This window comes from Thermobaculum terrenum ATCC BAA-798, assembly GCF_000025005.1.
GTDB lineage: Bacteria > Chloroflexota > Chloroflexia > Thermobaculales > Thermobaculaceae > Thermobaculum > Thermobaculum terrenum.
The window spans coordinates 509669-530304 of the sequence record NC_013525.1; the positions used below are offsets into that span (position 1 = coordinate 509669).

The 20636-nt window shown below is 50.6% G+C and carries 15 protein-coding genes, 1 riboswitch and 1 other annotated feature (1 of these 17 cut by a window edge); of the genes, 7 read left to right on the forward strand and 8 right to left on the reverse strand.

Annotated elements, in window-relative coordinates; translation table 11 throughout:
• The first annotated feature begins 36 nt into the window (after nt 1-36).
• From TTER_RS02285 to TTER_RS02300, 4 genes are all read left to right on the forward strand, one after another.
• Complete coding sequence (locus TTER_RS02285; protein ID WP_012874415.1) at nt 37-570, forward strand: sigma-70 family RNA polymerase sigma factor; 534 nt, start codon at nt 37-39, stop codon at nt 568-570.
• A gap of 218 nt (nt 571-788) precedes the next feature.
• Complete coding sequence (locus tag TTER_RS02290; protein ID WP_148211869.1) at nt 789-1682, forward strand: hypothetical protein; 894 nt, start codon at nt 789-791, stop codon at nt 1680-1682.
• Nucleotides 1683-1768: 86 nt separating this feature from the next.
• Complete coding sequence (locus tag TTER_RS02295; protein ID WP_012874417.1) at nt 1769-2686, forward strand: ABC transporter ATP-binding protein; 918 nt, start codon at nt 1769-1771, stop codon at nt 2684-2686.
• A complete protein-coding gene (locus TTER_RS02300; RefSeq protein ID WP_012874418.1) occupies nt 2683-3525 on the forward strand; it encodes an ABC transporter permease in 843 nt (280 codons plus the stop codon). Before TTER_RS02295 ends, TTER_RS02300 begins: the two co-directional genes overlap by 4 nt.
• 70 nt (nt 3526-3595) lie before the next feature.
• Here TTER_RS02300 and TTER_RS02305 read toward each other — a convergent pair whose 3' ends face one another.
• Complete coding sequence (locus TTER_RS02305; RefSeq protein WP_012874419.1) at nt 3596-4096, reverse strand: Hsp20/alpha crystallin family protein; 501 nt, start codon at nt 4094-4096, stop codon at nt 3596-3598.
• Nucleotides 4097-4349: 253 nt separating this feature from the next.
• On the opposite strand from TTER_RS02305, the gene ggt reads away from it, so the two are divergent.
• The 3 genes from ggt to TTER_RS02320 are packed head-to-tail and all read left to right on the forward strand — an operon-like array spanning nt 4350 to nt 7612.
• Nucleotides 4350-5975 (forward strand): gamma-glutamyltransferase, encoded by a 1626-nt coding sequence (gene ggt, locus TTER_RS02310; protein ID WP_012874420.1) that lies wholly within the window; start codon nt 4350-4352, stop codon nt 5973-5975.
• 47 nt (nt 5976-6022) lie between these two features.
• Nucleotides 6023-7120 carry a type I phosphomannose isomerase catalytic subunit gene (locus TTER_RS02315; protein WP_012874421.1) on the forward strand — a complete coding sequence of 366 codons (1098 nt, stop codon included), beginning with the start codon at nt 6023-6025 and terminating at the stop codon, nt 7118-7120.
• Between the two features lie 6 nt (nt 7121-7126).
• The gene (locus tag TTER_RS02320; RefSeq protein ID WP_012874422.1) at nt 7127-7612 is read left to right on the forward strand and encodes a YbaK/EbsC family protein; all 486 of its coding nucleotides are present in this window, start codon (nt 7127-7129) and stop codon (nt 7610-7612) included.
• Nucleotides 7613-7672: 60 nt separating this feature from the next.
• On the opposite strand, the gene TTER_RS02325 is transcribed toward TTER_RS02320, so the two are convergent.
• The 7 genes from TTER_RS02325 to gltB all read right to left on the reverse strand — a co-directional run bounded on the left by TTER_RS02325 (nt 7673) and on the right by gltB (nt 20272).
• Nucleotides 7673-8326 (reverse strand): hypothetical protein, encoded by a 654-nt coding sequence (locus TTER_RS02325; RefSeq protein ID WP_012874423.1) that lies wholly within the window; start codon nt 8324-8326, stop codon nt 7673-7675.
• A gap of 543 nt (nt 8327-8869) precedes the next feature.
• Nucleotides 8870-9367 carry an MgtC/SapB family protein gene (locus TTER_RS02330; protein ID WP_012874425.1) on the reverse strand — a complete coding sequence of 166 codons (498 nt, stop codon included), beginning with the start codon at nt 9365-9367 and terminating at the stop codon, nt 8870-8872.
• A gap of 35 nt (nt 9368-9402) precedes the next feature.
• Nucleotides 9403-10902: a glycerol kinase GlpK gene (glpK, locus tag TTER_RS02335; protein WP_012874426.1), complete on the reverse strand. Its 1500-nt coding sequence runs from the start codon at nt 10900-10902 to the stop codon at nt 9403-9405.
• Nucleotides 10903-10932: 30 nt separating this feature from the next.
• Nucleotides 10933-12576 carry a glycerol-3-phosphate dehydrogenase/oxidase gene (locus TTER_RS02340; protein ID WP_012874427.1) on the reverse strand — a complete coding sequence of 548 codons (1644 nt, stop codon included), beginning with the start codon at nt 12574-12576 and terminating at the stop codon, nt 10933-10935.
• A 53-nt stretch (nt 12577-12629) separates the two neighbouring features.
• Nucleotides 12630-13916 carry an NTP transferase domain-containing protein gene (locus TTER_RS02345; RefSeq protein ID WP_012874428.1) on the reverse strand — a complete coding sequence of 429 codons (1287 nt, stop codon included), beginning with the start codon at nt 13914-13916 and terminating at the stop codon, nt 12630-12632.
• A gap of 83 nt (nt 13917-13999) precedes the next feature.
• A riboswitch (cyclic di-AMP (ydaO/yuaA leader) is annotated at nt 14000-14130 on the reverse strand.
• A 105-nt stretch (nt 14131-14235) separates the two neighbouring features.
• Nucleotides 14236-15705, reverse strand: coding sequence for a glutamate synthase subunit beta (locus TTER_RS02350; RefSeq protein WP_012874429.1), 1470 nt, complete (start codon nt 15703-15705; stop codon nt 14236-14238).
• Nucleotides 15695-20272, reverse strand: a complete 4578-nt coding sequence (gltB, locus tag TTER_RS02355) for a glutamate synthase large subunit (RefSeq protein WP_012874430.1) — start codon at nt 20270-20272, stop codon at nt 15695-15697. Before gltB ends, TTER_RS02350 begins: the two co-directional genes overlap by 11 nt.
• A gap of 254 nt (nt 20273-20526) precedes the next feature.
• Nucleotides 20527-20636 (reverse strand) — a binding site (T-box leader) (it continues 109 nt past the right edge of the window).

Genomic DNA, 20636 nt, shown 5'->3' on the forward strand with positions numbered 1-20636 from the left:
TATATATTGTGGTAGAGGGTTTAACGGAGGTAAAACTTGGCCCTTATCGATATGGCCGAAGCTAAAGAGATCCAGGTTGATGAGTTCGAGCGCATCTTCCTTTCTTACTGGGAAGAAATATATCTATATCTCTACCGTATGCTTAGAGATTCTCAAGAAGCTGAGGATGCGGCTCAGGAGACCTTCCTGAAGCTCTACTCGCGGCCTCCAGCTGCTAATTCCAACTACAGGGCATGGTTATACAAAGTGGCCTCAAGAGAAGGGCTGAACAGGATAAGGTCAAATAACAGGAGAACCAGGCTTATATCAAAGATTAAATCGTTGTGGTCTAATGAAGTCGCACCGGATACAACTGACATAGTGTTAGCCAATGCTGAGAGCGTGGAAGTTAGGGATATTCTGGCCAGAATGCGTCCACAGTATGCGCAAGTGCTTCTGCTGCGACATCATGGGCTTAGCTACGATGAGATATCTAAGGTTACAGGTATATCCAAGAACTCAGTAGGTACTATCCTGGTACGTGCCGAGAAACAGTTTGCTACCCTCCTGGAAAGAGGAGAAGGAAAATGAGATGTCCAAGTGAAGGCGATTTAAGGTCGATGCTCGATAATTACCGTCAGGAGCTGTGGGAGCACGTACGATCATGTAAGGCATGTTCCCGGAGGCTGGAGTCCATATCGCAGCGAAAACAGCTCTCAGCCGGCAAGCTCTTAGCTAATAACTCGGCTAATTGTTCGGCCCAGCAGTCCTACAGGAGTTTTGTCTCGAGGGTAGAAAGGAGCAAGAACATGGAATTCAGCGAATTTGGTAGACGAAATCCTAGACCAGTGCTGGCTTTGGTGGCTCTATTAGTGTTGTTGCCGGTGCTAGTACTGCTTACACCTATAAGATCTGCAGCTGAGTCGCTGCTTAACGTTATGAGGGTTGAGAAGTTCACAGCTATTACTATAGATCCCTCGCAGTTGCCGTTTAATATCCCTGCCGAGAAGTATCAGCAGAAGTGGAACCAGCAGATGGCTGCAAGATTCGGCAAGTACGACAAAGCCGACTTGCAGAAGGAGCTCAAAGAGCACAATATAAGAAGGGTTAGCTCTGTTGATGAGGCTTCCAAGGCGTATAAGGGGCCAGTAGCTACCATTCCAAAGCAGGGGTCTCCCGAGGAGATCTACGTGTCTGGTCCTGAGAGTGCCAGCTTCACAATCGATCTACAGAAGATAAGGGCCGAGCTAAAGGAGGCCGGAATCCAGGGAGTTACTCTGCCCAAGCAGCTTGATGGTAAGACCTTTACCTTGGACGTTCCCAGTGCGGTCGTTATGAGGTACGGGCAGGATGACTCTGGGTTCGTCTTCGTGCAAGGGGAAAGCCCGACGCTAGTTATTCCTGAGGGCGTAAACATGGACTATGTCCGACAGGACATACTTATGACTCCTGGGTTGCCGCCTGATCTGGTCAAGCAGATCCAGAGCATAAAGGACTGGCAACATACCTTGGTGATACCCGTACCGCCAGGAGGAGATAGCAAGAACGTGAGGATAGGTAGGTCCGAAGGCCTTCTGGTCTCTGACCGCACAGGAGAGCATAACCTGCTGCTGTGGAAGCATGATGACAGGCTCTATGCGATAGGTGGTAAGATAAGTAGTGAAGATGCCATATCTATAGCAAGGTCTGTGGTATATCCTTAGAATTCCAATCTGCCCTGCCAAAAACTTATCCCTTGGCAGGGCAGATTTACCCACGAATCTACAAGATAACAAGAGGTGTAAAGGCTTTGTCCTCTCCAGCTATATATGTTGAAAACCTGCGTAAGGTTTACGGAAATAAAGTTGCGGTTGAATCTCTATCGCTGGAGGTACAGCAGGGGGAGGTCTTTGGTTTCCTTGGCCCTAACGGTGCAGGCAAGACTACTACAATCAAGATGCTCAACGGCCTGATAACCCCTACAGCAGGCAAAGTGAGCGTGCTGGGGAAAAAGCTGGGCGATCTTGGAGCCCGTAAGCAGATAGGGTTCCTCCCTGAGCATTTCAGGTTTCATGAATGGCTCAAGGCCTACGAGTTCCTGGACTTTCATGGCTCTCTCTATGGCATGTCCAAGTCCGAGAGAAAGAAGCGTATCCCTGAGGTTTTGAAGCTGGTAGGGCTTGAGCACAGAGCGGACAGTCGGCTGAGGACCTTTTCTAAAGGGATGCTGCAAAGGATAGGTATAGCTCAGGCCATCATAGCTAATCCCAAGCTTGTCTTCCTGGATGAGCCTACAAGTGCTTTGGATCCTATAGGCAGGAGAGACGTAAGAGATCTTATAGTTTTCCTGCGCGATAATGGTGTTACTGTGTTCCTGAACTCTCACTTGCTAAGCGAGGTTGAGAGAGTTTGTGACAGGATAGCGATCATAAAGGAAGGTAAGGTAGCAGCTATAGGACCGGTTGATGAGCTTCTCCATGCCGAGCATATAGTCGATGTTAGAGCAACTAACGTCACGCCATCGCTTCTGGAAGCTATTTCCCACAGATTCAGGTTGATGGATCATTCCAACAATGGTTACTTCTCAGTCTCTGTTCCGGAGCAGGAAGTGCCTGCACTCGTCGAAATGCTTGTGGCAAGCGGTGCCAACCTGTATGAACTCAAGCCCAGGCAGAGGTCTCTGGAGGACATATTCGTAGATATAGTACAGGTGTCAGGTGACAGATGAGGTCGTTACTAATAGCTAAGTTCACATTCAAAGAGGCTCTGAGAAAGAAGCTTGTCATAGGCGTCATATTGCTCAGCATAGTGTTTGTCGCCCTATATGTTTGGGGTTTTTCATCTCTGAAGAACAATTTTGATGAGCGGATTGCTTCTGGTAATCCTCCACCATTTAGCTTTGAGTTCTTTGCGAACGCTCTGGTGCTCATGGGGTTCTACACAGTTAATTTCCTGTGTGGAGTGATGGCTATCTTTGCCTCTGTGGGGAGCATAGCCTCGGAGATAGATAACGGCACCCTGCACTCTATAGTCCCTAAGCCTATAAGGCGGTGGGAGATAGTGCTGGGCAAATGGCTGGGTTATGCGTTCATGCTCGCGATCTACGTTTTGCTTATGTGTGCTGCCGTGGTGATTACGGGCAAGCTCATCGGAGACTACGTACCTCCCAGGTACATATATGGCTCGCTTCTGGTAGTGCTTGTGGGGATCGTGTTACTGTCCATTACCGTGCTAGGCAGCACTCTTTTCTCTAGCCTGACCAACGGCATAGTGGTTTTCATGCTGTATGGGGTATCCCTTATGGGTGGGATAGTAAAGCAGGTAGGCGAGATACTCGATAGCTCGACTCTCAAGAACATTGGGCTGGCAACCAATCTGGTGATCCCAAGTGATACTCTTTGGCGATTGGCTTCTTATGTTATACAACCCAGGTTCTCCTTACAGATGGGTCCGACTCTTCTAAGCTCTGATACCCCACCTAGCAACATGATGGTAGTCTATGCGTTTGCCTATATCACACTGGCTTTGCTGATAGCTAACTGGATTTTCGCCCGTCGTGACCTATAAAGACCTATAAAAAAGAAAAAGCTGGCGAGCCAATGAAGAATGGCTCACCAGCTTATATTGTGGAGGGGTTCTATGCCTGTGGCTGAGCGGACTCCGCTGTGCTGCTCAGCTGAGGCTGCTCGCCAACGCTTATCTTGATCTGCTTTGTCCTGACCTCCTCTACCTTGGGTAGAGTCAGAGTCAGCTCGCCATGCTCGAAGTGAGCCACAGCCTTGTCCGCCTCAACCGGCACAGGCAGAGTGATCGTTCTGCTGAAGGAACCTAGGCACCTCTCACGGAGTACATACCTTGCGTCCTTAGGCTCCTCGGCCTTGTAGTTACCAGAGATCGTCAGGGTCTCGCCCGTAATGTTGACCTGGATGTCCTCGGGCTTGAACCCAGGCAGAGAAGCCTTGACTATGTAATCGTTGTCTGTCTCAACGATATCTATTGGCACCCAGTAACCAGTCTCACCGCCTCTGCCGAGCATCCAGCTAGTGGGTCTAACAAAGCTCTCCTCAAAGAGCCTGTCCATAGCCTCGCTCAGTCTAATCATCTCTCTGAAGGGGTCCCAGAAGTTCCTGTTCAGCATATCCGCTCACCTCCTTTCTGTAGACTCCCGACTCATCCTTCACCCTTATATATACAAAATCTCATAACTAATGTCAAGTCTAATCAGTAAAATGATACGATTTTATTACCGGTAGTACTACATATAGTTTTTGTTATAGAATGCCGATATGAAGAAGCAGCCCATGAAGGTAACAAGAAGAAGGTTTCTAGCCTCAGTAGCGGTTGCCCCCTTAGTGTCGGCTGTGAAAATACCTGATCTCGGAGGTGGAAAGTTGTCTGATCTACAGCAAAGAAGTCCAAAGGCAGAGGTGCCTATCTCGGATCTGCCATTTCACTCTTTTGAGAGGATTTCTATGGGGCTTAGAGGAGTGGTATGTACCTCTAACCCATTGGCTTCAGATGCAGCTATGTGGGCTCTCAAAGACGGAGGAAATGCTTTTGATGCTGCCTTGGCTGCTGCAGCAGTGCTTACGGTAGTAGAGCCACAATCCAGTCATCTGGGGGGTGATGTCTTTCTGGTAGCTTATGTGGCGAAGGAAAATAAGGTGTATGCTCTCAACGGAAGCGGGAGAGCTCCTAGGGAGATCGATATTAGCGCCTTTGCAGGAGGGATCCCTGAGAGGGGACCTCTTGCTGCCACCATCCCCGGGGCGGTGCATGGCTGGTGTGAGGTGTCCAGGCGATGGGGTAAATTACCTCTCAAGAGGGTTTTGCAGCCAGCCATAGAATATGCTCGAGACGGTTTCCCGATTAGTGTTAGATTGGCTCGCAGTATATCCACTCTGGCCTCAATCATTAGTATGTCTCCCTATGCCAGGCAGCAATTTCTCTCTATAGACCCTAAGCCAGGCAACATACTTCGTCAGCCTGCGTTGGCAAGGACTTTAGAATCTATAGCTGATCGAGGTGTTGATGGCTTTTATCAAGGCGAGATCGCTAAGGAGATGGTAAGAGGAATAAGGGAACAGTGTGGTGTGTTTTCCGAGGATGATTTGCGAGAGCATGATACCATTGTGGTTGTACCTATAAGTACCTCTTACAGAGGAGTAAAAGTCTTGGAGCAACCCCCGGTATCTCAGGGCCATATACTACTTGAGGAACTGAATATAGTTGAGAATTTCGATTTGAAGAGTATGGGGCTCCTTTCGGCAGATACGCTTCATGTGCTTATTGAAGCCAAGAAGTTGGCGTTTGCTGATAAGGCTAGGTATTTAGGAGATCCTGAGTTTAGCAAGATCCCAGTAGAAGAATTGGTATCCAAAGAGTGGGGTAGGCGCAGGGCAGAGGAAATCAACCTCAGTCGTGCCAATCCTCAGCCCGAATTTGGTCACCTGGGTAGATCTAACACGGACACTACCTATCTAGCGGTGGCTGACTCAGAAGGTAATGCCGTAAGTTGGATACAGAGCATATTCTTTGTGTTCGGAAGCGGTGTGGTTGCTGGTAATACCGGTGTGTTACTTAACAACAGGATGAATGGGTTTACTATACAGCCTGGACATCCCAACACCTTAGAGCCTGGAAAGCGTCCCGTACATACTCTCAATGCCTACATACTCATGAAGGATGACAAGCCCTGGATAGTAGGGGGAACGCCTGGTGGCGATTATCAGGTACAGACTAACCTGCAGGTGATTTCAAACCTGGTGGACTTTGACCTGAACATAGCTGAGGCTAATGATGCTCCATGGTGGGCTTCTCTGGAGGGAAACAATATCCGCGTAGAGAATAGAGTTCGACAGGACATTCTTGCTGAGCTGGAGAAAAAGGGGCATAAAATAGATGTTATAGGTGCATGGGCTGGAGATAGAATAGTGCAGCTTGTGCAGTTTGGTTCCAATGGAGCTCTGCTTGGAGCTTCCGACCTGCGAGGCGAAGGTTATGCAGCTGCCTGGTGATCTAAAATTATTGGAAGAAAATTAGATCAGGAGAGAGGGGATTACAGATGCCTAAGTTGTATCCACTTATTTTTGAGCCCGAGCTCAAGGAAAAGATATGGGGAGGAAGGAAGCTCGAAACCATACTTGGCAAGAAGCTACCTCCGGATGTCCCCATAGGAGAGTCTTGGGAAGCGTATGGCGGCAACGTCGTGGCTTATGGCGATTATAGAGGGATGACAGTTGACCAGCTGGTTGACGAGCTCGGCAGTGATCTGCTTGGTGCAAGCATCTGGGAATCATACGACGGCATATTCCCTCTCCTTTTCAAATATATCGACGCCAATGAGTTCCTGTCCGTACAGGTTCACCCGGATGATGAGTATGCTAGGACAAAAGCTGGCTATCCCAAAGGCAAGACCGAGTCTTGGTACATAGTACATGCTGAACCTGGTGCCAAACTAGTGCACGGCTGGAAGAAAGACACTTCACCAGAAGAGGTCGAGGACGCTGTCAGAAACAATAAGTTGGAGGAGCTGCTCGAGTACATAGATGTACAGGCGGGGGATGTGGTCTTTGCCCCTGCTGGTACTGTACATGCTGTCGGGGGCGGAATCCTTCTGGCCGAGATTCAGGAGAACTCCGATATAACTTATAGACTATACGACTGGGGTAGAGTAGGCTTCGATGGCAAGCCAAGGGAGCTTCATATAAAGGAGTCCCTGGAGACCCTGGACTACCATGCTACCGCTCAGCACAAGAATACGCCACTAAGCGTTGCCTGGGATGGGGTAACACGGTCTTACCTTGTGGCTTGCAGGTACTTTGTAGCCGAGCTGATGGCTGGATCTGTCGCATTCGAACTGGACTTCCAAGGCGATAGATTCGAGATCTTATCTCTGGTATCAGGTGCTGTGAAATTGGAGTGGGCTGATAATAAAATTAGTTTGCGGCCAGGCACGACGACGCTAGTCCCAGCAGCTCTAGGTAGATTACGGATAGTTCCTGAAAGCGAAGATGTAAGAATGCTGCGTATGTACGTGCCCAGAGGGTTGAAAGAGGATGTTGTGGAACCTCTGCTTTCGGCTGGTTATTCCCTGGAGCAGGTATTAGCTCTAGGGGGTGATATCAGGCATAACGATATAGCTAGCGTAGTACAGAGGTAGTCACAGATGAAACAAGCTGTTTCCAGGGTTGTGGAGGCTGCAAGATCTGCTGGAGTAGAAATAACACCCATAGAATACGAAGATAAGACGCATACAGCCCAGGCCGCAGCAGATGCTATAGGAGTTGAGGTCGGGCAGATAGTGAAGTCGCTCATATTTCTGGCCGGAGATGGATACCTGTTGGTGTTAGTGTCAGGAAAGAACAGGGTGGATGTAGACAAGCTGGCAAGGATAGTCGGGCAGGAGGTTAAGAGGGCCGACGCTAAGACGGTGAAAGAGTTAACTGGCTACACCATCGGAGGGGTCCCTCCTGTGGGGCATACTCAAAAGCCGCTTGCTGTCCTTATGGACCGAGATCTTCTGGACTACGAAGTGGTGTACGCAGCTGCCGGCACGGACAGGGTCAACTTTGCGATAGCTACGACCGACTTACTCAGGATAACAGGAGCCCGTCCCTGCGATATAAAGGATCAACAGGAGCAGGGCTCCTAGCTGATATCCTCTGCAATATTATCTATCTCGTTCCGAATAGTAACAGGATCAACGAACAGGCTAATTCTGTTTCTCCACAACTGTTGTGGGATTCACTGGAGGTTCCACCTGGCCCGAAGGCGTGTGGTACTCCTTCCCTATAGGAGGGCACTTGTCGAGCGTGATAGCCTTGTCCACCTGGCGAGTGCCGGGAGGTGCTCCTGCTGGCACGTCATCTGGGAGGCTGGGATCGTGTAGGATGTGCCGGAAGCTCCCTCCGAACCTGGATGCAACCTCCAGCTTGGGACCACTACCAGGAGCTGTGCTATCGAGTATGTACAGTAGGTAGCCAAACCTGCGTGCCTCCAGAGGCTTATTAGTCTGGCCCTGTACGTCTCCCCAGTCCACATCTGCCTTAACTACTACTATTGCCAGGTGCTCATTGGCTGGATCGATGTCTGCCGAGGGGCACATACCTAGCCCCAACAGATCGTCAAGCACCAGGTCCCTCGCCAGCAACACTTGCGGGGTACCGCTCAACACCTTGTGTTCCAAAGTAAAACGCAGTGCCCTTTGGGAGAGCTCCTGCTTGGTAGCCTCATCCAGCGTCGTCTCCTGAGAGGCGGCTTGTTTGTAAGTATTACTCCTTACGCCTCCGATCGCCAGCACACCTACGGTTACGGTAAATAATGTTATCAAAGCCAATGTTAATCCTATGATCCATGAGCGCTTCATCTTTGGTCTCCTGCTTAGTACCCATAGATATACCATGTATGGGTGTCGCTGTAGCAGACGCTTATATCAGCCTTTCTTCCACCTTCTTCAAAACTTTCGTAGCAATAGTACTTCCAGGTGCCGCTTCTGTACCCGTTATGTTCAGACTTGTGGAGCATCATTTTGATCTTCAAAAGCATAGTAGTGATGTAGCTTACAGTCGTAATCGGATTTACAGTGCAGTCTCCAGTGGGTTCCAGGTAGCAGACTTGTGAAGGCTTACTCCGTAATTATTAGCAAATGCGGTCTGGACAAGCAGGATACCAATAATGAGGGGCGTTATTGCCGCAATTACTTTAAACATATTGCATACTCCGCTATTTAAGGAGTAAGGCTATTATATATAAAAGGACTTTGTCAAGTGGTATGGCGTTAGTCAGAGGTAATTTATTGTTGAGCGTTTCGTCGGCGCAGGCATAGCGAAGATGCAGGTTGGCCTAGCCAAGCTGCAAGAGGCAGGCGATCAAGCAAGAGTTTTGGCCTCAGCTCCAATGATGATCCGGTCTACAGCTCGTCATCGTCGTCAGGTGTAATCGATGGCTCGCCTACTCTAAGCCGCCTTTCCAGTTTATAAATGGGTGCTGGCATGAAGCTTAGCACTACCGTGGATATAACCGTGGTGAAGATTGCCAGCCAGTACATTCCTACCCCTACGAGCATACCTATGGATGCAACCAGCCAGATAGTGGATGCTGTGGTTAATCCTCTGATGCTGGAACCAGATCTAAATATGGTACCAGCACCCAGGAATCCTATCCCCGACACTATCTGGGCCGCGACGCGCGCTGGATCCCTGGTTATCTGGCCACTGACCATGCTGAATCCATAGATTGAAGCGAGCGTGAAGGCTGTTGTGCCGGCCGCCACCATCATATGGGTGCGCAGTCCTGCTGGTTTGTTTCTGGCCTCTCGCTCGAAGCCTATGACACCTCCTAACAGGAGGGACAGGAGTATCTGCCCACTCATTATCAGGTCATGAATGGAGGGTATAAAGTCCTCCAAAATGGATCATCTCCTTCCAGGTCTGAGGTCTCTGATTATTCAGTGGGTTTTTCCCACCTACAAGCTCTTTCTACAGCCCGCTTCCAAGTTGAGTAGAGAGATTCTCTCTGATCTGCGTTGATGGAAGGCTCAAATCTACGGTCTTCCTTCCAGTGTGCCTTCAGATCTTGCTGGTCAGCCCATACATCGGTTGCCAATCCTGCCAGATAGGCGGCGCCCAGTGCAGTTACCTCTGTCATGGTCGGTCGTACCACTGGAACACCAAGAATATCAGCCTGTATCTGTAGGAGCAAGTCGTTCTTTACAGCACCCCCGTCAACTCTAAGCTCATGCAGGTCTATGCCGGAATCGGCGATCATAGCTTCTACCACATCCCTTGTCTGGAAGGCTATCGCTTCCAGGGTAGCTCGAGCTATATGCGCAGCTGTAGTGCTTCTTGTGATACCAATTATTGTACCACGAGCGTATTGATCCCAATATGGTGCCCCCAGTCCCACCAGCGCCGGCACGAAGAAGACACCACCACTATCTTTCACAGAGGAGGCTAACTGCTCTACCTCTTCTGAGGTCTTTATAATTCCCAAACCGTCCCTGAGCCAACCAACTGCTGCTCCGGTGACAAATATTGAGCCTTCAAGAGCATATTCGACTTTGCCATTGATACCCCAAGCTATAGTGGTAAGCAATTTATGCTTTGAATGAGTAGGCTTTTCCCCTATGTTCATGAGACAGAAGGAGCCTGTACCGTAGGTATTCTTCGCTTCCCCAGGTGAAAAACAAGTCTGCCCAAATAGGGCTGCTTGCTGATCTCCAGCCACTCCCGCTACAGGGATCTCAGCGCCGAGGATGCTGCTATCAGCATGGCAGATAATCCCGGAATTGTCGCATAAACCTGGGAGTATATGCTTAGGGATATTCAAGTCTGCCAATAGCTCATCAGACCATTCGAGCTCGTTTATATCAAAGAGCATGGTGCGAGATGCATTGGAATAATCGGTGAGATGTACTTTGCCTCCGGAAAGCTTCCATAGTAGCCAGCTATCTACCGTGCCAAAAGCCAGATCACCTTGTTCAGCCCTCCTGCGCACTTCGGGGTCTTGCTCCAGCATCCAGAGGATCTTGGTGGCAGAGAAGTAAGCATCTGGCACAAGTCCAGTTATCTGCTGGTATCTCTCCGCCTTGCCTCGCCTGAATATATCGTCCACTAGATGGGATGTTTGCCTGCTCTGCCAGACGATCGCTGGGCCTACAGGCTTGCCTGTGGCTCTATCCCAGAGAATCGTCGTCTCTCGCTGATTGGTGATACCGATAGCAGCTATCTGAGAGATGCCCAGCTGTGATTGCTGGACTGCTTCCTTCATCACCGAGAGGGTTACTTCCCATATATGCTCAGCATCCTGATTGACCCAGCCTGGATGAGGATAGATCTGATCTATTGGTCTTTGAGCTAGAGATACTATGTTCCCCTCTTGGTCAAAGATTATAGCTCTGCTTGATGTTGTGCCCTGATCCAGGGCAAGCACATATTTGGACATCTACTCCTCCTGTCGTTACCAAGTATCAGCCTAGAAAGTGCCAGAAGGTATACTGAGGCGAGAATTTCGAACGAATGCCAGGTAGCTCTCTACTTCCTGGTCCTGGCGATCTTTGGTCCAGTTCAGCAGGGCTGCCATCTCAGCCCCTACGGCGCTTGCCGCCTTCTCACCTCTATCTTCTGAAAACCCTATGTCGCTTCTTCGTAGCATGTAATCCGCTAAGGTACATGCATACTCTTTGGTAACTGCGTGCTTGACATCAGCTCTGCTATCTGGGTAGTCAGGATGTAGCCTTGATGATAGATCTGGGTCCTCGATGGTCATAGCTGCCACCTCTTTGTACCTGGACCCATACAGCCTTATCATGTGCTCTATCTGCTCAGCATCCAACGGATATCTGTCGGCGGAGCCGGCTAGTTGGTTGAGGAGATAATCTGAGAATTTACCAGTATATCCCCCGGGCAGGGGTACAGCCGCGGTCCTGCTTGGGATTTTCACACCAAGCTGCTCGCAGGCGAGGTCTACCACGTCCTTTGATATGCCCCTGTAGGCCGTCAGCTTGCCGCCTATAAGCGAGATTATGCCCTTGATGCCATCCCTTTTGTAGTGGTCCAGGATTATATGCTTTCTTGTCACCTTGGACTCGGGCACGCCCTCTATCTTCGCAAGTGATCTTACTCCGGCGGTTGTGTAGTAGATGGTGTCGAAGCTTTGCCCTGGAAAGGCTCTCTTTACCTCAGACAGCAAGTAATCTACATCTTCCTCAGTAGCTGTGACTTCATCCATGTCACCTTTATAGTCGGTATCGGTGGTACCTATATAGGAGAACTTTAGCCAGGGAACTACGAAGAACAGCCTTTGGTCGCTCCGGGCAAACAATACCGCTGCATCTTCACTGATTTTTGGAGTTACCAGATGAACCCCCTTAGTTGTTCGGATGATATCATCTCCCAGCCCGAGGTCTGATGCCACCTGGTTTAGCCAAGGCCCGGAAGCATTAATCACCAGCCTGGATGTTACCTCGTACTCCCGACCGTCGAGAAGATCCAGAACTCTAACGCCATTGATGCTACTGTTAGATCTTAGTAGGCCAACTACCTTGGCATGGTTAAGTACTACAGCACCGTTTTCTTTGGCGGAGATGACGTTTTCAACGCACAACCGCTCTGTGAGGGGTGCGGTTGCATCATAGTACATGGCTGCCCCTTGTAGCTTGTCAACAGCTATGCCAGGTAGTCGTCTAACTGTCTCAGCCCTACTTAGGAATGTGTGGTTGGGCAGACTCTTGTCGTAGCTGAGTAGGTCATAAAGGATCATGCCTATTCTAAGCTTGTTTCTGTAAATGAAGCCCCGATCATATAGAGGGAGTATGAAAGACAGAGGGAAGACCAGGTGTGGGGCTATCCTCAGGAGAATCTCTCTTTCTCTCAGGTCTTCCCTGACCAACTTGAAGTCGTACATCTCAAGGTATCTTAGCCCACCATGTATGAGCCTGGTAGCGGCGGCGGTTGTGCCGTGACCAAAATCCTCTTTCTCGAATAGTGCTACCTTCAGCCCTCTCATGGCAGCGTCACGGGCTATTCCCGTACCCATAATTCCGCCGCCTATGATTGCTAAGTCGAAGTTTCTGGAAGTTGCTGACTTCCACTCTTCCTGTCTGGAAAGCTCATCCATGAATTCACCCCGAGCAGTTTATAGATTCCCTGCAAAACAACTGGATTAGGTGGCTAGCTTGCTCTGGCTAGTTGTAGTAACCTGCGCAGTACTTCCAAGTTTGACAGCAGTCCTATAGAAAGCAGTGTCTCTCTTGGCTTTCTTAGTATACTACCAATTGCCAGTAAAGCTAAACGTACATCTCTTGTCATGCCTATAGATAACATGCTCGAGGGTATCTGTCCTAGTTCAGCCTCTATCCTTGCTCGGGAGTAAGGTACTAGCAGACTACCTGAAAGGGCTAGGGAGCCTGCTACGAGAGAGGATCTAGATTCAGAGCTTAGTGCCATGCCTGTAATTACTGCGGAGTCAGCCCATCTGTCCAATACGGAATCAAATATAGCTCCTTGATTTGACTGCTGTAGCCTGACCCTTGCTATCTCCCCATCACAACCATCTATTATCGAGGACAGTTGTACTAGTAGTCCTCCAGGGACATAAGCTCTTCTGGCGATAAGCAAGCTACCAGCTACAGCCAGCAGCAGGCTCATGATACTTATCTGGTTGGGCGTTGTAGGTGTGTTGGCCAGTAATCGGGTTATTCGCCTGCTTATGTGCCTATTAAAGTTTCTGGAGACAAAGCCATCCTTCCCCGAGGGTGCCCAGCTCATGATCACATCTATGGCTTTTGCCATATCTTCTGGAGTGTCGACGTCAATCCAGGGCAAACCCTGGAGGTCACAGGCAATTATCTGCCTGCCGGAAGCCAGCCACATACGTTTGACCGTATTCCAGCTCAAGGCTTCATCCTGTGCTGGGACTAATTCCCTGAGCGAATCCCTGTGACACAGGAAAAGACCGGTGTCTATCGCATTGAACTCAGGTATCTTTTTACCGATGTCCAGGATCTTGTCGCCTTCCAGTCGCACTTTGGTAGCCTCTTCGACATCTGCAAAACTTGGCTTCGTATCTACAGCGGCGACGAAATCACCCTCGCATTCCAGTAATGTCTTCACAGACTGGGGTGGATGTAGGTGGTCCACCATTGCCACTACGAATCGCTCGGGCATATGATCAAGCCCTGCCATCACGGATGTACCGTTACCCCTTTGGTAATCCGGATTTGTAACTATAACCACATCCAGCTTTCTGGAAGCGGCGAACTTTGAGACTTCATCACCCCTATGGCCTACTACGACCACGATCTTTCCATCTACCCCTCCCAATCTCAGCGTGCGGATGGTTCTTTCAAGCAGGGTCAGACCTCCGATCTTTACCAGGGGCTTAGGACTGCCGACGCACTGCAACCTCTCACCAAGCCCTGCAGCGGGAATAATCGCTCCAAGAGCATGCTTGCTCATACCCACCTCCAGTTAAACAGGAAAATAATGAGACATAAGAAAAGCCCGGAGGCTTGCTCCGGGCCAAGCGGTATGGTCCTGTGATTGCCTCCTTTCGTACGCCTACGGGGTTAGCTGACGGGTTAGGGTCGAAAGGCTACCCTGTCCAGACGGACTTCACCCCAATTACTTTTGGTTCCCCCGTTCCCTTCAAGGGATTCGGCCAAATTATATATTTTGTTTCTAGAACTATAGCATACTAAGAAATTGAGAACTATGCCAAATGCAAACGGGAGCGACGCTGGCATCACTCCCGTTTACATCTTCTCTAGATTTTGTTCTACGCAGCGTAGTTCTTTTCCTGCCCTGAGTCCCTCTGGTTCTCCGTCAGGTAGAGGTCGACATACTTTGCTACGTCTCTACCCTCCTGCAGTGCCCATACGATGAGAGACTGTCCTATGCGGGCATCACCTGCAGCGAACACTCCAGGTATCTTAGTCATCTTCTGAGCGTCTGTAGCTATGTTACCCCTCTCTGTTAGCTCAAGTCCCAGTTGCGAGACGATGCCGTCAGTTTCCGGTCCTGCATACCCCATCGCTAGTAGGACCAGGTCAGCTGGCATCTCAAACTCGGATCCTGGTATCTCCTTTGCTCGACGTCTGCCATGCTCGTCGTATTCCACTTCTATGCGAGCAGCGCGTATGGCCCTTACGTGACCATTTTCATCACCTATAAACTCCTTGGTGGATACACAGAACTCTCTGGTGCCACCTTCTTCATGTGCCGCCGAGATTGTGAAGACATACGGCAGCTCTGGCCAGGGGTTGTTAGGAGCTCTCTCTTTAGGTGGCGGAGCCCATAGCTGGAACTGTGTTACGGACTTGGCTCTCTGCCTGTGAGCGGTTCCTAGGCAGTCAGCTCCGGTATCTCCTCCTCCGATAATAATGACGTCCTTACCTTCCGCGCTGATGAACTCAGAATCGGGTATGTAGTCACCTTCGCACCTGCGATTTTGCATGGTGAGGTATTCCATCGCAAAGTGAATGCCTTTCAGATCCCTGCCGGGAACACGTATGTCCTTGGGCTTGGTTGCACCTATTGCAAGGATTACTGCATCGAATTCCCTTAGAAGCTCATCAGCCGTGATGTCCACACCCACGTTGACGTTTGGCTTAAAGACTATCCCCTCCTGTTCAAGCAGGTTGAGCCTGCGGTTCAGGATAGAGGTGTCCATCTTGAACTCTGGAATACCGTATCTTATAAGTCCACCTATCCTGTCATCGCGTTCGAAGACTGTTACCCAATGCCCAGCCTGATTCAGCCTTTGGGCGGCCGCCAAACCTGCTGGGCCCGATCCTACGATCGCGACCTTCTTCCCTGTCCTAATGGCAGGTGGATTGGGTTTGATCCATCCCTCCCTCCAGGCGTGGTCTATGATTTTCCATTCCACCTGCTTGATAGTTACGGGGTCTGAATTGATAGACAGCACACAGGAATCCTCACATGGGGCTGGGCACAGCTTGCCAGTGAACTCGGGGAAAGGATTGGTAGCATGCAGTCTCTCTATAGCTTCCTTCCAGTGATTCCTGTACACAAGGTCATTCCACTCAGGTATCAAGTTCCCGAGCGGGCAACCTCGATGACAGAACGGCACGCCGCAGTCCATGCAACGTGCAGCCTGTACTTGCACGACGTCCTCAGGGAGGTCGACATAAACCTCCTTCCAGTCCTTTACGCGCTCCTCGACAGGCCTACGAGGCGGAGCGTGCCTAGCTATCTCTATGAAAGCTGTAAGTTTGTTACGAACCATGGCTTACCTCCACAACTTCCTGAGGTTGCTGCTTCTGCTCTTGTAGCACTCGCTTGTAGTCCTTGGGCATAACCTTCACAAACATGGGCAGGTAGTAGTCCCAGTTATCGAGGATTTTCGCTGCTACCGAGCTGTTCGTGTACTCATAGTGCTTCTGTATCATCCTGTGAATGGTCTCGATATCATCCTCTTCCAGTCCTTCTAACTCGACCATCTCCAGGTTGCATCTTCTTTCGAAGTTACCGTCTTCATTCAGGACGTATGCTATACCTCCGCTCATACCGGCTGCGAAGTTACGCCCTGTCTTTCCGAGTACTACTACCCTGCCACCGGTCATGTACTCACAGCCATGGTCACCAACTCCCTCAACTACCGCATGGGCGCCGCTGTTGCGGACTGCAAACCTCTCTCCAGCCTTCCCCCGGAAGTAGGCCTCGCCAGATGTAGCACCATACAGGGCCACGTTACCTATCAGGATATTCTCTTCAGGAACAAACCTGGACTCGCTTGGAGGATAAGCTATGATCTTGCCTCCGGACAGTCCCTTGCCAACGTGATCGTTAGCATCTCCTTCCAGCTCCAAAGTTATGCCCTTTGGCAGGAAGGCTCCAAAGCTTTGTCCGGCAGAGCCTCTGAACTTTATATGGATAGTATCGTCCGGGAGCCCTTTACCTCCGTGCCTGCGTGTGAGCTCGCTCCCTAGCATAGTGCCCACGGTCCTGTTGACGTTTCTTATCGGCATCTCTATCCGGATAGGTGTGCCGTTCTCGAGAGAGTCCTTACACAGCTCTATAAGCTGATTATCAAGCGCTGTTTCCAGTCCGTGATACTGTGACTCGGTACATCTTATCGCGTAGTACTTGTATTCTTCCGGCTGATGCAGGATCGATGATAGGTCGACTCCCTTAGCCTTCCAGTGATTGACGGCAGGACGTATGTCGAGCTTGTCTATTCTGCCTATCATCTCATCCATTGTTCGGAAGCCCAACTGAGCCATGAGCTCTCTGACTTCTTGGGCGATGAAGTAGAAGAAGTTCTGCACGTACTCGGGCTTACCGGCAAACCTCTTTCGTAGTACTGGATCTTGTGTGGCTATGCCTACAGGACATGTATTCAGGTGGCAGACTCTCATCATAATGCATCCGAGTACCACCAACGGAGCTGTTGCAAAACCGAACTCCTCGGCTCCCAACAGGGCTGCGATCACCACGTCCCTACCAGTCTTGAGGTGCCCATCGACCTGTACGACGATCCTGCTCCTGAGGTTGTTCTTGACCAGGACCTGCTGTGTTTCAGCGAGACCCAGTTCCCATGGGATACCTGCATGCTTGAGGCTGGATATGGGTGAGGCTCCTGTCCCTCCGTCATGGCCGCTGATGAGCACGACATCGGCATGAGCCTTTGCCACACCAGCTGCCACAGTCCCAACCCCAACCTCCGCCACCAGCTTGACGCTTATTCTGGCCCTTGGATTAGAGTTCTTGAGGTCATATATAAGCTGTGCCAGGTCTTCGATGGAATATATGTCGTGGTGAGGCGGAGGAGATATCAGCCCCACGCCGGGAGTCGAGTGCCTGACCTTGGCTATCCAGGGATAGACCTTGTTCCCGGGAAGTTGTCCTCCTTCACCAGGCTTTGCTCCCTGGGCCATCTTGATCTGTATCTCGTCAGCATTTACCAGGTATTCGCTTGTGACTCCGAACCTGCCTGACGCTACCTGCTTAATGGCGCTGCGGCGCGAATCGCCGTTAGGATCCGGGATATACCTGGCTGGGTCCTCGCCACCTTCGCCCGTATTGCTCTTACCCCCGATCCTGTTCATAGCTATGGCTAGGGTTTCGTGAGCTTCCTGGCTGATCGATCCAAAGGACATGGCTCCGGTGGCGAATCTTTTGACTATGGACTCTACGGGCTCCACTTCATCTAGGGGCACAGGTTTGTCCGAGAACTTGAGCTCGAACAAGCCACGCAGAGTAGCTAGCTTCCTGCTCTGGTCGTCTATTAGGCGAGAGTATTCTTTGAATATGTTGTACTGGCCCGAGCGAGTAGCATATTGTAACTTGGCTATAGTCTCCGGATTGTACATGTGGTACTCGCCGTCTCGACGCCACTGGTACTCTCCACCCCATTCCAGATCTGGCTGGCCTGGAATCGGTCTTTCTGGAAAAGCCCTTCTATGGCGCGCCAGGGCCTCTTCAGCTATGACATCGAGACCAACACCCCCTATCCTGGAAGGGGTGCCAGTGAAATATTTCTGGACTACTTCCTGATTCAGTCCTATGGCCTCGAATATCTGGGCACCTCTGTAGCTCTGCAGGGTGGAGATACCCATCTTGGACATAACTTTAAGCACGCCCTTGTTGACCGCTTTGATGTATTTCTTGACGGCCGTAGCGTGGTCTATGCCAGTAATGTGCCCATCTCTTATCAGGTCATCTATGGTCTCAAATGCTAGGTATGGGTTGATACAGCCAGCTCCGTAGCCTATGAGCAGGCAGTAATGATGTACCTCCCTGGCCTCTCCGGTCTCTACTATCAGTCCCACCTTGGTACGCTTGCCGTTGCGTACCAAGTGATGGTGTAGTCCTGCCGTGGCCAGAAGGCTGGGGATCGGCGCTAGATCTTTATTTACGCCCCTGTCGGAGAGCACCAGTATCGTGTAGCCTTCATCTATGGCCTTGTCAGCTTCTTCAAAGAGCTTATCGAGCGCTCTCTCCAGTCCCTTTACTCCATCGCGAGCTGAGAAGAGCATTGGCAGGACCTTTGTCTTGAATCCGGGAGCTTCGAAGTTTATTATCGCTGCGAGCTGTTCATTGTCTATGATGGGTGAAGGTATCTCTATCTGTCGGCAGCTATCGGGCTCAGGCTTAAGCAGGTTCTTTTCAGGACCGAGCAGGGTGTCCACTGATGTTACCAGCTCTTCTCTTATGGCGTCCAGAGGAGGATTGGTAACTTGAGCGAACAGCTGCTTGAAGTAGTTGAATAGCAGCTGTGGTCGTTCGGAGAGCACAGCTATAGGGGTATCTGTGCCCATAGAACCGATAGGCTCTTCACCGTTCTTTGCCATGGGGATGATTATGATCCTGTTCTCCTCATGCGTGTAGCCAAATATCTGCTGACGCTGGAGTACGGTATTGTGATCTGGCTCAGGCACGTGAGGAGGTGCGGGCAGATCATCTATCTTGACTCGGTTCTCCGATAGCCACCTGCCATAGGGCTTCTCACTAGCTATACGAGCCTTGAGTTCGGCATCATCGACTATGCGCCCCTCGACGGTATCTATTAGAAGCATCTTGCCCGGCTCAATCCTGCCCTTATAGACCACATCTTCTGGCGCTACGTCCAGAACACCCACTTCCGAGGCCAGTATTACCTGATCATCCTTTGTAACGTAATATCTGGCCGGTCTCAGGCCGTTGCGGTCTAGGACGGCACCCACCAGGCGGCCATCTGTAAAGGCCACCGCGGCAGGTCCGTCCCAGGGCTCCATAAGGGAGGCGTGGTAGTCATAGAAATTCTTCTTGATCTCACTCATACCCTCGTGGCCTGACCATGCCTCGGGGATGAGCATCATCATAGCATGGGGTAGAGAGCGCCCAGCTCTTACCAGCAACTCAAGGACGTTGTCTAGGGTTGCTGAGTCGCTTCCTCCCTCCTGAATTACGGGCAGGATGTCCCTTAGATCATCGTCAAACAGCTCAGATTCCATCTGCCCTTCTCGGGCACGCATCCAGTTAATGTTGCCGCGGAGCGTGTTGATCTCACCATTGTGAGCTAGCATCCTGAATGGATGCGCCAGGGACCATGTGGGAAAGGTGTTGGTGCTGAATCGTTGGTGAACCAGAGCGATAGCGCTTTCCAGTAAGGGGCTTCTCAGATCGGCGAAGTAGGCTGGTAGCTGGTCCGCCGACAGCATGCCCTTATAAACCAAAGTCCTACATGAGAGGCTTGGTACATAGAACATGTCTTTGGAGGGTATGTTCGAGTTGTCTACCGCCTTCTCCACTCGGCGGCGTATGAGGTAGAGCACGCGCTCAAAGTGCTCCTCGTCCTCTATGGCCTCCCCTTTACCTATGAACACCTGGCGCATCAGAGGCTCGCCGCTGCGGGCTATATCGCCTATCATGCTGTTATCCTGCGGGACGTCGCGCCACCCAAGCACCTTTTGCCCGGCGCGCATTATCTCCTGCTCAAACAATTCCTGGCAGGGCTTTGCTTGTTCCTCTACCTTGGGCAGGAAAACCATGCCAACGGCGTATTCGCCGGGCTCAGGTAGCTCGAAGCCAAGCTTCAAGCACTCAGCCTTAAGGAAATTGTGAGGGATCTGGATCAGAATGCCTGAGCCATCTCCAGTATTCTTCTCGGCACCTACTGCTCCTCTATGCAAAAGATTCTGGAGTGCAAGTAGTGCTTTCTGGACGACATCGGAGGATTTCCTTCCTTTGATGTCAACTACAAACGCTACACCACAGGCATCTTTCTCAAAGGAAGGGTCATATAGTCCCTCAGCATCGGGCATTCCATATGGACGCTTACATGTAGCTTGCAACTCTTCTCTTTTCCCCATATCCAGACCCTCTTCTCAAAGATTTTTTGAAAAACAAATTTTGTTTTATAAAGCTCGAAGCCTCCTGGTCTGGGAGGCTTCGTCAGGTGGTTGGCAACTTTTCCGACTAACCCCTGACCATCAACCTCCCTCAATCGCTGCTAGAAGGCCAATGCTAAGGACTTTGATGTTTAGATAGAGCTTCTGTGTTTTTACAGGAAAATCTCTAACAAGCATTGTGAGATCCTTAAACCACAACAGCCCTCGATCCCAGCTCAAGGGACGAGGGCTGCCTCGCGGTACCACCCTTGTTGCCGCCACCTTCGGGTGACGACCACTCATGCGCGCTAACGGGCGTAACCCGTTCGACCCTACTAAGATTTCA